The sequence below is a fragment of the Pseudomonas sp. LBUM1658 genome, assembly GCF_059716055.1.
On the sequence record NZ_CP166798.1, the window covers coordinates 5,237,515 to 5,252,386 of the forward strand.

Annotated in this window: 9 protein-coding genes and 1 rRNA gene; 4 read left to right on the forward strand and 6 right to left on the reverse strand. The window is 56.9% G+C overall.

Annotation, left to right across the window (positions count from 1 at the left end; translation table 11 throughout):
* Nucleotides 1-49: 49 nt before the first annotated feature.
* Nucleotides 50-1,588, reverse strand: a 16S ribosomal RNA gene (locus ACA064_RS24075).
* Between the two features lie 699 nt (nucleotides 1,589-2,287).
* On the opposite strand from ACA064_RS24075, the gene rhtA reads away from it, so the two are divergent.
* A complete protein-coding gene (rhtA, locus tag ACA064_RS24080) occupies nucleotides 2,288-3,175 on the forward strand; it encodes a threonine/homoserine exporter RhtA (protein ID WP_497670358.1) in 888 nt (295 codons plus the stop codon).
* A gap of 169 nt (nucleotides 3,176-3,344) precedes the next feature.
* Complete coding sequence (locus ACA064_RS24085; protein ID WP_497670359.1) at nucleotides 3,345-3,626, forward strand: hypothetical protein; 282 nt, start codon at nucleotides 3,345-3,347, stop codon at nucleotides 3,624-3,626.
* A 12-nt stretch (nucleotides 3,627-3,638) separates the two neighbouring features.
* Here ACA064_RS24085 and ACA064_RS24090 read toward each other — a convergent pair whose 3' ends face one another.
* Entirely contained in the window at nucleotides 3,639-4,208 is a 570-nt protein-coding gene (locus ACA064_RS24090; protein ID WP_497670360.1) for a TetR/AcrR family transcriptional regulator, read from the reverse strand.
* Nucleotides 4,209-4,301: 93 nt separating this feature from the next.
* Here ACA064_RS24090 and ACA064_RS24095 point away from each other — a divergent pair, with 93 nt between their 5' ends.
* Together ACA064_RS24095 and ACA064_RS24100 are read left to right on the forward strand one after the other, a co-directional pair.
* On the forward strand, nucleotides 4,302-5,042 hold the full coding sequence (locus tag ACA064_RS24095) for an SDR family oxidoreductase (protein WP_497670361.1): 741 nt from the start codon (nucleotides 4,302-4,304) through the stop codon (nucleotides 5,040-5,042).
* Nucleotides 5,043-5,078: 36 nt separating this feature from the next.
* Nucleotides 5,079-5,669, forward strand: a complete 591-nt coding sequence (locus ACA064_RS24100; RefSeq protein WP_497670362.1) for a 2-hydroxychromene-2-carboxylate isomerase — start codon at nucleotides 5,079-5,081, stop codon at nucleotides 5,667-5,669.
* A 132-nt stretch (nucleotides 5,670-5,801) separates the two neighbouring features.
* On the opposite strand, the gene ACA064_RS24105 is transcribed toward ACA064_RS24100, so the two are convergent.
* The 4 genes from ACA064_RS24105 to ACA064_RS24120 form a co-directional block, all read right to left on the reverse strand.
* On the reverse strand, nucleotides 5,802-7,610 hold the full coding sequence (locus ACA064_RS24105; RefSeq protein WP_497670363.1) for an aminopeptidase P family protein: 1,809 nt from the start codon (nucleotides 7,608-7,610) through the stop codon (nucleotides 5,802-5,804).
* Nucleotides 7,611-7,665: 55 nt separating this feature from the next.
* Entirely contained in the window at nucleotides 7,666-8,835 is a 1,170-nt protein-coding gene (locus tag ACA064_RS24110; protein WP_497670364.1) for a cysteine desulfurase family protein, read from the reverse strand.
* A 300-nt stretch (nucleotides 8,836-9,135) separates the two neighbouring features.
* Complete coding sequence (locus ACA064_RS24115; protein ID WP_497670365.1) at nucleotides 9,136-10,500, reverse strand: DUF1552 domain-containing protein; 1,365 nt, start codon at nucleotides 10,498-10,500, stop codon at nucleotides 9,136-9,138.
* A 2-nt stretch (nucleotides 10,501-10,502) separates the two neighbouring features.
* Nucleotides 10,503-14,669, reverse strand: coding sequence for a DUF1592 domain-containing protein (locus tag ACA064_RS24120; protein ID WP_497670366.1), 4,167 nt, complete (start codon nucleotides 14,667-14,669; stop codon nucleotides 10,503-10,505).
* Nucleotides 14,670-14,872 lie beyond the last annotated feature (203 nt).

Below are 14,872 nucleotides of genomic sequence, written 5' to 3' on the forward strand. Positions count from 1 at the left end.
GAATCAAGCAATTCGTGTGGGAACTTATGGAGCAGCTGATGTCGTCGATTAAGGAGGTGATCCAGCCGCAGGTTCCCCTACGGCTACCTTGTTACGACTTCACCCCAGTCATGAATCACACCGTGGTAACCGTCCTCCCGAAGGTTAGACTAGCTACTTCTGGTGCAACCCACTCCCATGGTGTGACGGGCGGTGTGTACAAGGCCCGGGAACGTATTCACCGCGACATTCTGATTCGCGATTACTAGCGATTCCGACTTCACGCAGTCGAGTTGCAGACTGCGATCCGGACTACGATCGGTTTTCTGGGATTAGCTCCACCTCGCGGCTTGGCAACCCTCTGTACCGACCATTGTAGCACGTGTGTAGCCCAGGCCGTAAGGGCCATGATGACTTGACGTCATCCCCACCTTCCTCCGGTTTGTCACCGGCAGTCTCCTTAGAGTGCCCACCATTACGTGCTGGTAACTAAGGACAAGGGTTGCGCTCGTTACGGGACTTAACCCAACATCTCACGACACGAGCTGACGACAGCCATGCAGCACCTGTCTCAATGTTCCCGAAGGCACTCCGCCATCTCTGGCAGATTCATTGGATGTCAAGGCCTGGTAAGGTTCTTCGCGTTGCTTCGAATTAAACCACATGCTCCACCGCTTGTGCGGGCCCCCGTCAATTCATTTGAGTTTTAACCTTGCGGCCGTACTCCCCAGGCGGTCAACTTAATGCGTTAGCTGCGCCACTAAGAGCTCAAGGCTCCCAACGGCTAGTTGACATCGTTTACGGCGTGGACTACCAGGGTATCTAATCCTGTTTGCTCCCCACGCTTTCGCACCTCAGTGTCAGTATCAGTCCAGGTGGTCGCCTTCGCCACTGGTGTTCCTTCCTATATCTACGCATTTCACCGCTACACAGGAAATTCCACCACCCTCTACCATACTCTAGCTCGACAGTTTTGAATGCAGTTCCCAGGTTGAGCCCGGGGATTTCACATCCAACTTAACGAACCACCTACGCGCGCTTTACGCCCAGTAATTCCGATTAACGCTTGCACCCTCTGTATTACCGCGGCTGCTGGCACAGAGTTAGCCGGTGCTTATTCTGTCGGTAACGTCAAGACCATCACGTATTAGGTAACGGCCCTTCCTCCCAACTTAAAGTGCTTTACAATCCGAAGACCTTCTTCACACACGCGGCATGGCTGGATCAGGCTTTCGCCCATTGTCCAATATTCCCCACTGCTGCCTCCCGTAGGAGTCTGGACCGTGTCTCAGTTCCAGTGTGACTGATCATCCTCTCAGACCAGTTACGGATCGTCGCCTTGGTGAGCCATTACCCCACCAACTAGCTAATCCGACCTAGGCTCATCTGATAGCGCAAGGCCCGAAGGTCCCCTGCTTTCTCCCGTAGGACGTATGCGGTATTAGCGTCCGTTTCCGAACGTTATCCCCCACTACCAGGCAGATTCCTAGGCATTACTCACCCGTCCGCCGCTCGCCACCAGGTACAAGTACCCGTGCTGCCGCTCGACTTGCATGTGTTAGGCCTGCCGCCAGCGTTCAATCTGAGCCATGATCAAACTCTTCAGTTCAAACATCTTTGGGTTTTTAGAAAACCCTAAATTTAGCTCAGCAATCGTTGGTTACATCTTTGATTTCTCGCGGAGTAACTTGTGATGCTGATAATCTTGTTGACTATCAGTCTGACTCCACAAGCACCCACACGAATTGCTTGATTCAGTTGTTAAAGAGCGGTTGGTTAAGATCTTTCGTCTCAACCGAGGCGCGCATTCTACGCTTTCCTCTGCTGCTGTCAAGCGGTTATTTTCAGAAGTTTTCAAAGTTTCCTTTGTAACTTCAACCACTTGGCGCTTCCGATCACTCGTTGGCGGGAGGCGAATTCTACAGCGTTACTCGCTGCTGTCAACACCTGTTTTACACCGCTTTCGACCGAGTGGATCGAACCGTTGATAACGTCAAACCAACCGACCTTATCAACTCCTTCTGGGCTTCGATGAACTGAAGCAACTCGCTGCCGAAAACTGCGTAACTCTTTGTTTACCAAGGAGTTTTCCGTTTCGACTGCGCCGGAAGTGGGGCGAATTATAGACTTCCAGAATCTGCCGTCAACCACTAATTGCGCTTTTCTATCAACAACCGGCGGAAACCTGAAAACCTGCTTATATATAGAGGTGCAGCAAACTGTTTGCGCACTATATTGCTCATTCTCCAATAGTTGAGCATCATGTGTCCTGCACACCTACCAGCCCACTTGCGGATGACGCCTCTTAATGACTGACCAACCCCGCAGCCTTGCCTCGATTCTGTTCCCGGTCGGCCTGCTGCTTATCGCCATGGCTTCCATCCAGTCCGGAGCATCCCTGGCAAAAAGCATGTTCCCGGTAGTGGGAGCACAAGGCACCACTACCCTGCGGCTGATTTTTGCCAGCGTCATCATGCTGATCCTGCTTCGCCCGTGGCGCGCCAGGTTCACGGCCAGCACCCTGCGCACGGTTATCGTCTACGGGATGGCGCTTGGCGGGATGAATCTGCTCTTCTATATGTCACTCAATACCGTCCCACTGGGGATTGCGGTTGCCCTGGAGTTCACCGGCCCCCTGGCGGTCGCTATCTATGCTTCACGTCGGGCAATGGATTTCCTCTGGATCGGCCTGGCAGTCATCGGTTTGCTACTGCTGATTCCCACCGGCGATAGCCGCTCCGGGATCGACCTCGTCGGCGCCGCTTATGCGCTGGGCGCAGGAGTCTGCTGGGCGGTGTATATCCTGTTCGGGCAAAAGGCCGGCGCCGACAACGGCATTCAAACCGCTGCGCTGGGTGTGATGATCGCCGCGTTGTTCGTCGCGCCGGTGGGCATCGTCCATGCTGGAGCAACTTTACTGACGCCCTCCTTGATCCCGGTCGCCATTGGCGTGGCAATTTTGTCTACTGCCGTGCCCTACACCCTGGAGATGGTGGCCCTCACCCGGATTCCAGCCAGGACCTTTGGTACGTTGATGAGTATGGAACCGGCTTTCGGCGCCCTGTCCGGCCTGTTGTTCCTGCATGAGTACCTGTCTGTGGCCCAGTGGCTAGCCATCGCCTGCATAATTCTCGCCTCCGTCGGTGCCACCATGACCATGCGCCGCCAATCTCCCCAAATGCTCGCAACCGATTAAAAGCGGGGTTGACGAAACTCTGGCATTTGCCGCTCAATTAGGCCATGTTTAGCCCTAACTCTGTGTAAGCCATGGATTTTTTCAAATAGGGACATCATCCACGCGACACGCAAGAGCGGATAAAGCCAGACTCGGGCGCCAGACCCGAAGTCAGCTATAGAGGAAGGGAATGAAACGAGTTTTGATACTGCTCGCCATACTTGCCGTTGCAGGCTGTGCTGCAACTTCAAAAACCGAGGTAAAGCACGGTAAGAAAGGGCTGCATATCAACTGCTCCGGCCTGTCCTCTTCCTGGGACAAGTGTTACGCCAGCGCCGTCAATTCTTGCGGCACCAAGGGCTACAAAGTGATCGCCAAATCCGGCGACTCAGTGGAAGAGCCCGGCGATTACCCCTTTGGCCTCAACCCCGCCGGCTATACGAGCCGCAGCATGATCGTCATCTGTAAATAAACCGGCACGATTTTATTCAATGCTCTGAACCGCAATCTGGCGACCGATCTCGGCGTAGCTCGAGTCCAGGACTTTGCGCTGAAGGTCTGGACTGACCAGCATCCGCGCCACCACCAGAGCGCCTACGCACTGCGAAAGAATTGCCCACGCCAGCGCGTCGCTATTCAGTATACGAGCCCAGTTTTCCTGCAATCGACAGATCCACTGCTCTGCCTGCTGCCGGACAGCAACGTCGGCACGGGCGATTTCCGCTCCCAGCGCTGGCAATGCACAACCTGTCTCGGGGTGTTCCACATGGGCCATGCTTAAATAGTGCTTGAGACAGCGTTCAAGCCGTGCCCGATTCTGCTCGCCATCCCCGCTTAACCGTTCAAGGCTCTGCCGTAGTTCACGCTCGACGATCGAACTGAACAACTCATCCTTTGAAGAGAAATGGCTATAAAAGGCACCGCCGCTGAGCCCGATCGCTTTCATCAGGCCATCGACGCCAACCGTGGCGAAACCGGCTTTTTTTGCCGATACAGCACTGCTTTCCAGCAATCGCTCCCGGGTTTCCTGCTTGTGGCTGACTGAATAACGCATCGCTCTCCCCCATGGATCTATCGCCTTGACGCCATTCAAATCGTAGCATAACGTTCGCTTAGTTAACGATCGTTTACTAATAAGGCGATACCCATGACTACAGCTATCAATAACAACAAAGTCGTTTTGGTCGTCGGTGCGGGCGATGCCACCGGTGGAGCAATAGCCAGGCGCTTCGCCCAGGAAGGATTTATCGCCTGCGTCACTCGGCGCAGCGCTGACAAATTGCAGCCTTTGGTCGATAGCATTCAGGCTGCGGGAGGTCAGGCCCATGGCTTCGCCTGCGATGCTCGCAAGGAAGAGGAGGTGATTGCGCTGGTCGAACAGATCGAGAGCCAGATCGGCCCGATCGAAGCCTTCGTCTTCAACATCGGCGCCAACGTGCCATGCAGCATTCTTGAAGAAACCGCGCGCAAGTATTTCAAGATCTGGGAAATGGCCTGCTTCTCCGGATTCCTCAACGCTCGTGAAGTCGCCAAACGCATGGCCACCCGCCAACGCGGCACTATCCTGTTCACCGGAGCCACTGCCGGGATGCGCGGAGCTGCCGGTTTTGCTGCGTTTGCCGGGGCCAAACACGGGATTCGCGCGTTGGCGCAAAGCATGGCGCGCGAACTGGGGCCAATGAATATCCACGTCGCTCATGTCGTCGTTGACGGCGCCATCGATACCGATTTTATCCGCAACAGCTTTCCGGAAAAGTACGCGCTCAAGGATCAGGATGGCATCCTCAACCCGGAACACATCGCCGAGAACTACTGGTACCTGCACAGCCAGCCACGTGACGCCTGGACCTTTGAACTGGACCTGCGGCCCTGGAGCGAACGCTGGTAAGCCTTGCCCCATAACAATAATCAGAGAGCCTCGACCATGAGCAAAACCCTGGAATTCTTTTTCGACCTTGGCAGCCCGAGCACTTACCTGGCCTATACCCAGCTACCCAAGATCTGCGCCCAGACCGACAGCCATCTCATCTATCAGCCGATGCTGCTGGGAGGCGTGTTCAAAGCCACCGGCAATGCCTCGCCCATCACCATCCCGGCCAAGGGCCGCTACATGCTGCAAGACCTGGATCGTTACGCCAAACGCTACCAGGTCCCGCTCAATTTCAATCCGCACTTTCCGATCAATACACTTTTGCTGATGCGAGCGGTCACCGGCATGCAACTGCGGCACCCGCAACGCTTCCTCGATTTTATCGACTGTCTTTTCCGTGCGTTGTGGGTCGATAAGCGCAATCTCAATGATCCTGCAACAGTCGCTGCGGTTCTGACGGAAAACGGCTTCGACCCGACCGAGGTCCTGTCACTGGCCAACGATGACGAAGTCAAGGCCGCCCTCAAGGACAAGACCGAACAGGCCTTGCAACGCGGCGTGTTCGGCGCGCCGAGCATGTTTGTCGATAACCGGCTGTTCTTCGGCCAGGACCGTCTGGACTTTGTCCTCGAAGCCTTGAGTTAAATTTCGATCACCAGCCGCCTCACCCGCTGCGAGCAGGGTATAGGCGGCTTCGGCGAGGTCGACGCAATCAGCGAAGCGCTCGCTCAAGCACCTGAGCTGGCGCCGCCCTCTTGATGAAGCCGCAAAGCCGACTTAAATAGCCGCCGTCCGGGTGTTCAACCATTCCAGAGCCGCGCCTTCAAGCAGCGGGCTCAAACGCTCACGGACCTGCGCGTGATAGCCGTTGAACCACTCTTTCTCGTCTTGAGTCAGCAATGCCGGCTCCAGGCAACGGGTGTCGATCGGGCACAGGGTCAGGGTTTCGAACTTGAGGAATTCACCGAACTCGGTGCTGCCTGCTTCGCGATTCAACACCAGGTTCTCGATTCGCACACCCCAACGGCCAGGACGATAAGTGCCCGGTTCGATGGAGGTGATCATCCCCGGCTGCATCGCGGTTTGTGGTGCCGCTGCTGCCTGATAGGCAATCACCTGCGGACCTTCATGGACGTTGAGGAAATAACCGACGCCATGCCCGGTGCCGTGACCGTAGTCGACGCCTTCAGCCCAGATAGGCGCACGGGCGATGGAATCCAGCAGCGGCGACAGGATGCCTCGCGGGAACTGTGCGCGGGACAGCGCAATCACTCCCTTGAGTACCCGCGTGCAGTCACGCTTCTGCTCCTCGGTCGGCGTGCCGACGGGGACCATGCGGGTAATGTCCGTGGTGCCGCCCAGGTACTGACCGCCGGAGTCGATCAGCAACAGGCCATCGCCTTCGATCAGCGCATGTTCTTCTTCGGTGGCGTGATAGTGCGGCATCGCACCGTTGGCATTGAACGCCGCGATGGTGTTGAAGCTCAGCGAGACATACCCCGGGCGGCGGGTACGCTCCGCGGTCAGGTGCTCATCGATAGTCAACTCAGTGATTCGCTCACGACCCAATGCGCTGTCCAGCCAGGCGAAAAACTCGCACAGCGCCGCACCGTCCTGCTCCATGGCCTGACGAATATGTTCGGCATCGGCGAGGCTTTTTTGCGACTTGGCCAGAGTGGTCGGGTTCAGCCCTTCCAGCAGCTTGACGCCACTGCCCAGGTTATCCAGCAGCCCCGCCGTTACCCGCGCCGGATCGACCAACAGGCTCGAGCCGCTCGGTACCGCGCTCAATGCCGCGGCCACTTCGCTGTAATCGCGCAAGGTCACGCCATCCTGTTCAAGGACCGCGCGCAATGGCCCATCGACTTTGCTCAGCGCGACAAACAGCGTCGCCTGCTGCTGGCCGATCAAGGCGAAGGAAACGAATACCGGGTTGAACGACACATCGGCGCCACGCAGGTTGAACAGCCAGGCGATGTCATCGAGGGTCGCGATGAAGTGCCAATCGGCGCCACGGGCTTTCAGGTTCTCGCGCAGTTTGGCGAGTTTCTCGCCACGGCTGACGGTGGCCTGGGGCGGCAAGTGTTGGTAGATCGGCTGATCCGGCAGCGCTGGACGGTCTTGCCAGACCTGGTTCAACACATCGATATCGGTGCGCAGTCGAGCACCACGTTCCTGGAGCTTGCTGCCCAGGGTACGCGCTGAAGCCACCGCCATGACCGCGCCATCGACGGCGACCACGCCGCCTTCGGGAGTCTGCTCGGCCAGCCAGTCCAGCGGGCCTGGTTGTCCGGGCTGAAGTTTTACCAGCTCGATGCCACTGCCCTTGAGTTCCTTGCTTGCCTGCTCCCAGTAACGGCTGTCAGCCCAGACGCCAGCGAAGTCAGGGGTCACGATCAGCGTGCCGACCGAACCATGAAAGCCCGACAGCCATTGCCGTCCCTGCCAATAGCCCGGCAGGTATTCCGACAGGTGCGGATCGGCCGACGGCACCAGCAGGGCATGAATGCCCTCCCGGCTCATCAGCTCGCGGGTTTGCGCCAGACGCCGGGAAACCGTTCCGTTACTCAAAGGTTGCGTGCTCATTGTGTCTCCTGCTAATCACTCATCATTTTTATTGGGTGCCGGTGTGGAACAGCCCTTATGGCTGGGCAACGGCCCAGAACGCCGGTGCACTGGCGGATGAAGCCTTGATCAATTGTGCCGCTTGGTCGATATCCTGCTCGGTGGTGAAACGTCCGAGGCTCAGACGGATGGTGCGACTGGCCGCCCGAGCATCATGCCCCAGGGCCAGCAATACATGGGACGGTGCATTACTCGCCGAGTTGCAGGCCGAGGTCGCCGAAAAGGCGATCGATGCACTCAACGCCGCCGGATTGAACTCGCCCTCGTTGAAGGTCAGGCTCAAGGTATGGGGTATGCGCCGGGTCGCGCTACCGTTCAAGCGTACACCGGGAATGCTGAACAATTGCTCAAGCAAACGCTGACGCAAACCGGCGATGGTTGCAGCTTCTTCGTCGAAGGATTCTGCCGCCAGGGCAAAGGCCGCGCCCATGGCCGCGATCTGGTGAGTCGCGAGCGTCCCGGAACGCAAACCGCCTTCGTGCCCGCCACCGTGAATCTGCGCCTGCAGGCGCTGTTGCGCACGGGGGCCGACATACAGCGCACCGATGCCCTTGGGGCCGTAGATTTTGTGCGCGGAGAACGACATCAGATCCACCGGCCACTCGGCCAGATCAATCGCCACCTTGCCAGCGCCTTGTGCGGCATCGACGTGGAACAACGCGCCATGCTCACGCACCCGCTGGCCGATGGCCGGGATGTCGTTGACGGTACCCAGCTCATTGTTGACCAGCATCAGTGACACCAGGAAGGTGTCCTCGCGCAGCGCTTCACTGACCGCCTGCGCGCTGATCAGACCCTCGGCATCCGGTACCAGGTAAGTCACGGCGACCCCGCCATCCTGCAACTGCCGGGCGGTGTCGAGAATCGCCTTGTGTTCGATTTGACTGGTGATGATATGCCCACCCGACACACCGCGAGCCTGGGCGACGCCTTTGAGCGCGAGGTTGTTTGACTCAGTGGCGCCGGAGGTCCAGACGATCTGCGAAGGCTCGGCATTGACCAGATCGGCCACCTGCCGGCGGGCATGCTCGACCGTTTGCCGGGCCTGCTGGCCGAAGGCATGGGAGCTGGAGGCCGGGTTGCCGAAGTTACCGCTGAAACCCAAACAGTCGACCATCACATGGATGACTCGCTCATCCACCGGCGTGGTGGCGGCGTAGTCGAAATACAAAGGGCGTTTATTCATAAAAGAAGACTCGCTGAGCGTGTTCCGGGATCAGGCGTGCTCGGTGATGAACGTTGACAGGCGCCAACTCGAAAGCGGCACAAAACGGCACACCGTTAGCAATACCTGATCGGATGCAGTTAAAGAAGGGCAACCTCTCTTAAAAGTGCGTAGGAACGCTCCTGAAGTTGAGCTTAACAGGCGGCACAAGGGGCTAGCGAGAGGTGATCGGCCAGTAGCTGCGCCTATCGGCGGATCAAACATACACACCGGAAAGCCCGACACTCAGACTTTCCGGTTTTTTGAGCAGCAAGACGTCATTCAGACATTGGTGAATATACCGGTCACCGGAGTGATATTGCCTGCGTAAGGCACACTGGTTCCCGCCGCCTTGGCGATGGTGGCCCAGATGCGTTGCATATCGACGAAATTCTTGCCGATGACCGGATTCCCCGAGTGATGCGATCGATCGAACTGTGAAGTGATATTGAAGTAGCGTCCCGCACCGTCGCCACTCTTCAGTAATCCACCGGCTCCGCCCATAAGCACCATAGGCATGTCGATCATGTGCTCTGGCGCGCCGTCGGCCATTTCGCTGGTCACTACGACAAGCGTATGTTTCAGCAGATTGTCACCCGGCACATCAGGGTCGGGATGTTTTGCCAGTTCGTCCATGAACAGTTTGACCTGCTTGACGTACCACTGACGCGTGCCTTTCCAGAAGGCTTCCCCGGAACGCCGGTGCGCGCATTCATGAGGATTACTGGTGGGGCTGACGTCGATAATGTTCAGCGATTCAGCCGAACGCCCGACCTGAATCGTGGCAACGCGACTGATCCCGCAACTCAAGGCAGTAGCGACGACCTGGTGATGACTGCCCTGTACTCGAGTCCGGTACTCCGCCGACTTGAACGGCAGGGGCTCCAGGCTCAACGGTTCACACTCGCCATCCGGCGGCAGCGTATCGTCGATATCCTTGATGACCTGCTCCACCGAGTCCATATGGGTTTCCAGCTTCTGTCGCTGAGCGCCGGAAAGCTTGCCTTTGAGCTCCTGGATTTCGATCCGCGCAGGATCAAATACGCTGGCATTATGGACTTGCTGTGCACGCGCCGCACGGTTGGGAATACTGAGTATCGATTCATACATCCGCACCGGATCCTGATAGGGCGTGCGAATTGCATTGCCGGTCCATGAAACAAACCAGGGCGTACCGTCAACTCCAGCATGAGGACCTGAAAACAGGCTGCGCTGAGATGGAACATGGCCTTCTAGAGCCTGCCCCAGCAACACGTCGATGGACGACATGCTGGCCGCACTGTCACGCAATGCCCATTTCCAACCATCATGGCCGACATTTCCGGGTCCAAGGATGATGCCGCGAAGGTACAGGGACTGACTGCGATAAGCTGCCAATTCGCGGCTGACCTCATTCAACTCGAACACGGTGGTGTCCATGCCCTGCGTCAGCGGATGCCACAGGCCGCCCCCATCTCCAAAGCCAACGCTCTTGATAGAATCCACCGCCAGGCCATCCGGCAAAACCACAAACACCACCTTCAATTTTGGCTGTTGGGTTTGCCCCGCCAGGGCCATGCGCGCAAGACCGAACTGAGTCAGGGGACCATACACTCCAGCCGCGACCAAGCCAGCGAGAAAACGACGACGACTTTTCAAAATGCCCATGATCACTTCCTCTCGGTCTTGTATAGGAATGCATTGGAAGTGCCCAGGGCTCTGAGCATTTCACGCAGAGAACCGGAGGCCTGCAAACCATCGGCGATAGCCTTGACGGTCCCGGAGGTCGCCTCATCGGATTTGTTGCCGAACGCGAAACGGAAGTAGCTATCCGCCATGCAGAACAACGACGCGGGATTGCGCGGAATCAGTTTTGCGATATCGCGGACGTCATTGATGTGTTCAGTCCCGGTGGCGCTCAAGAAAGGACCGGAAGACTTGATCGGCAACATTTGCGGGTATTGCGCATAGTTGTGGGCCGGTTCCTCACGGCGATAGCGCCCCGCCGCGTCGTAGTGCTCCATCGAAGAACCCGTGTCATTCATGTATTGATGGCACTGCCAGCAACGCCCCCCCGACGCCTGCTCACCGTTGACCAGATCCCAGTGCTCGCGGGTGGTGATTGCACGTGCAGGGTAGTCCGGCCCCGTGGGATCTGGTTCAACCGGTGCGCCAAACTCACGGCAGAACATCTGCTCGCGAATCATGATGCCGCGCTTGACCAATGACGTAGCCTGGTAGTCCGAGGTGGCTGCCTGAGTGAGTCCGAGATGGAGCAACCCTCCTCGCTTTTCATCGACCGCGACTTTGTGCAGGGTGTCACCACTGACGCCACTGATCCCGTAATGCGTTGCAAGAGGGGCGTTGAGGTAGGTGTACCCAGGGTTGAACAGTTCATTAAGCGTTCCTTGCCCATCCAGCATCACATTGCGCGTTAACAGATACTGTTCCCGAGCCATCAGCTGGATCATGGCCGCGGTCAACCCCGGCTTCTCCTGCACGCCGCGATTGGTCTTGATGTAGTAGCTGATAAAGCGGTTGAACTGTTCGACGCCTCGCTCGGAGCGCATCATCCGCTCGACCTCGGCCCCGATTTGTGGCGAGGTCTCCAGTTCGTTCCTTTCGGCCTTGGCTAAAAGCTCAGTACCTGGCGTGGTTCCCTCAAAGGCATAGGAGAGCGCCGTCGCCAACTCGAACGACGTAAGTTTGAACGCGGTTGGGCGACCTGCCACCGTCTGCCCGAGCTCCGAGCGATACAGGAAATGAGGCGACAGCAACATCCCGGCCACCAGGCCAGTCTGCCCATCCTTGTCCAGCAAAGACTTATAGCGTGCATGTTCTGCATCACTCAAAGGCCGCCGGAACAACCGGTAACCCAGAGCGGTCACGAGGTCAGGCTGGCTGGCCAATTTGAGTGAGGCCAATTGCTCGGGAGCAACCTTGGCAGCCACGAACAACGCCATGTCGTAGAACAGCTTTACATCTTCGGTCTGAAGAATGCCTTTATCGGCCTCGCCTGGGTATTTGAAATCCTTCTCCGATTTGTCCGCCGGTAACTTATCGGGATTGATCTCGACATCCAGTATGTCTTTAACGCTGGCGGCATACTCCGCGGGTGTCAGCAGTCGCAGTTGCCGCTCACCATAGGACTCGGCCGGATCCAGGTAAGGCGCCCACACCACGTTATACAAGTGCTCGCTGATTTTCGAGGCACAGGTGTTATCGCAATGCCCATCTACCGGCATGCTCTTGATCTGTTTTACCAAGGCATCCTGGCCCGCCACACTCCAGGCAAGGGCCATGCGCAAGCTATTGAAATACTCCACAGCGTGACATTTGGTGCAGGTCTCGGCCAATACCACAGGGCCCAGTTCTTCTACCTTGCGGTACGACATGGGTAAAACCTGCATATCCTCGCTTGACTCATCGATCACTACGCTCACCAGTTCAGGCTGAGGTTTTTCCTTGGCGTAGAATGGATAAAGAATCTCGTGCTGACCGTAGTCCAGAGTCTGCGTAACACTTCCCCCCCACGGCATGTTTACCGTACGTGGTTGCGCAGCAGGATCGGCCTTGTTCCTGATGGTGATATGCCATTGATCATCGGTTACTGATGCAGGTTTTGGCGGAGCCGGAATAGTTACCTTGACCTCCAGCTTTATCGGCCGCTCGCGGTACCGCAAGTTAATCGTTTGAGTTTTGTTTGCAGCAGACAATGTAAAGTGGGTAGTGCGAACCTGCGGAATCCAGTTTTTTACATCGTTGAGCTTAAGCTGATAATCCCCATAGTCGAGCCCCTTGAGTGACAACCCGGCCTCATTGTCAGAGGGATTCCATGACATATGAAACAGTCGGCTATTCCCTCCCGGGGAGATCAAATAACCGCTGATCATCTCGTTGCTCAACTCGGGCGCAGGCGCCAGCATCGGACGCAATGTCAACTGGGTATCCAGCACCGCGCTGGCGTCGTAGCGCACGCGATAAATCATCCCGGCCACGTCATCGGAAATCAGCAGGCTGTTGTCTGCCAGTACGAGGAAGTCCGTCGGGCGCCCCGTTGAACCATTCAGTGCATACACATCGTTTTGATCAAGGTCCTGCCCGGAGCTATTGATCAACGGGATCTGATTGACCACCCGGGTCCCGTCCTGAATCGTCAGCATCCGCACATCCATTCCCGGCCTTTCGGCTGAACCAGCGCCGTGTGCTGCCACCAACAAACGCTGAGTGCCGGCCTGAGTCGGGTAACCATCCCAGAATTTGACACCCAATGGCGCGGTATTGGTACCCAGCGCAAACGCCGCAGGCACGTAATCCGGTGAATGGATCTGCTCCAGCGACTTGTCTGAAACAATCGCACCCGGGACCAACGGCGGCTGAATCACCCCAGGCTTTTCGAACTCCTCTTTTGTGAATCCCGGCGTATCCTTGCCAAACCGGTAGGGAACCCCAAAATGCAGACCAGGACCACTGACACGGTTGACCTCATCCGGATTGGGAAAGCCCTGGCGATTGTTATCGCTGAACCAGATCTCCCGGGTCGTGGGATTCCAGTCAAACCCCACGGAGTTGCGAATCCCCTTGGCCAGCACTTCAGCCTTTCTGGTCTCCGGGTCATAACGCAGCAACGCGCCGTAACGCCCATCGGCGGGAATCATGCACAGGTTGCAGGGAGTTCCGACTGCCGTGTAGAGCCCCTTGTCCGTCGGATCGAACGGGTTGAAATGCAGCGGATGCTTCATATGCCAGATGCGTGTTGAAGAACCTGACGCCTGGGACGGCAGAGGAAATAGTGTGTCGTCTGCCGGAAAGTTCAGAACACGTTCAGGCTTGGGGTCTTTGTAGTTTTCATCGGCATTGCTCAGGCGATAAAGCCCACCGGTGGTCGAGTAATACAAATCGCCATCGCGGTAAGCCACGCCATGGGGCTCCTCCAGACCGCTGGCGATCACGTAGATTCCCGTCGGCTTGCCAGCGCCATCCAGAGGCAACGCATAAATCATGTCGGCAATTTTCCCGTCATAGACATACGAGGGAATTGCACTGGAGCCTACATAGAGTACGTGCTTGCCCATGGCCATTTGCCGAGGCTGAATCAGCCCTTGGGCAAACATCTCGATCTTGATTCCGGGCAAACCACTGAGTTTGCCAATGTCGATCGGCGGACGATATTTCACGGTCAACGTCTGATGATCCCCCTCATCCTCTTTGAAGGACACGATTCGCGGCGTGTTGAGCGGCGCAAAACCATCGGCAACATTCATGACCAGCTGATAGTCGCAGGCTTTCAGACCATCGATATCGAGCGTTTCATTGGCTTTGGCACTGATGGGGATTTCCTGCGCCTTGCAACGCAAGACGCCGGTGACGACCTGATCGGCCCGAGCCACACCGATCACCGCCTCTTTCAACGGTGCTTTGCCACTGAGGGTGGCAAAATTCAGACTTAGACGGTTGCCTTCAAAGCCACCGCATTCGAGTTCTTTCCAGGCGTCAGGCCAGTTCGCTGAGTTTTCGGGTTTGCCGGGGGCGTAGACTGCCTGTTTACACCACTTCCAACTGTCTGGACCAAGCGGTGCCTCGTCATCTTTCCAACACTCGAAATACCGGTCGAGGTTCTTTACCTGATCCCCTTGCTGATAGTCCGTGCCCACAATATAAGGATCCGCCGCACACGCTGCCGGTGGCTTTTGCGCTGACTTGGAGGGCGCCGCAAGCGTTTGGCCGGTGGACGAGTCAGAGAAATAGGCAAAGACAAACCAGACGCCCAGTAACAGGACCGGTATGGCAAGACATGCAATCCAAAAAAAGCGGTGAAAGACGACAGGCGCACGCATATATAGCTTCTCCTTGCTAACCCGATACGCCCCCTGCATGGCAGACAACTTGTTCGCTATTGCAAGAGAGTATTCGGAGCCGAAACTCGATGTTCAACACTGTTGAGCAGTGATGTTTCTGTTGAAAGCAAGCCCAAACTATTCCACTACGTCTACATCAAGACAGGAACGCGCAAGCACTCACTTTATTATCAAGTGCGCGA

What these genes read in the sequence shown, in the direction of transcription:
- rhtA (WP_497670358.1), top strand. Translation starts at nt 2,288, where the DNA reads ATGACTGACCAACCCCGCAGCCTTGCCTCGATTCTGTTCCCGGTCGGC.
- ACA064_RS24085 (WP_497670359.1), top strand. Translation starts at nt 3,345, where the DNA reads ATGAAACGAGTTTTGATACTGCTCGCCATACTTGCCGTTGCAGGCTGT.
- ACA064_RS24090 (WP_497670360.1), bottom strand. Translation starts at nt 4,208, where the DNA reads ATGCGTTATTCAGTCAGCCACAAGCAGGAAACCCGGGAGCGATTGCTG.
- ACA064_RS24095 (WP_497670361.1), top strand. Translation starts at nt 4,302, where the DNA reads ATGACTACAGCTATCAATAACAACAAAGTCGTTTTGGTCGTCGGTGCG.
- ACA064_RS24100 (WP_497670362.1), top strand. Translation starts at nt 5,079, where the DNA reads ATGAGCAAAACCCTGGAATTCTTTTTCGACCTTGGCAGCCCGAGCACT.
- ACA064_RS24105 (WP_497670363.1), bottom strand. Translation starts at nt 7,610, where the DNA reads ATGAGCACGCAACCTTTGAGTAACGGAACGGTTTCCCGGCGTCTGGCG.
- ACA064_RS24110 (WP_497670364.1), bottom strand. Translation starts at nt 8,835, where the DNA reads ATGAATAAACGCCCTTTGTATTTCGACTACGCCGCCACCACGCCGGTG.
- ACA064_RS24115 (WP_497670365.1), bottom strand. Translation starts at nt 10,500, where the DNA reads ATGGGCATTTTGAAAAGTCGTCGTCGTTTTCTCGCTGGCTTGGTCGCG.
- ACA064_RS24120 (WP_497670366.1), bottom strand. Translation starts at nt 14,669, where the DNA reads ATGCGTGCGCCTGTCGTCTTTCACCGCTTTTTTTGGATTGCATGTCTT.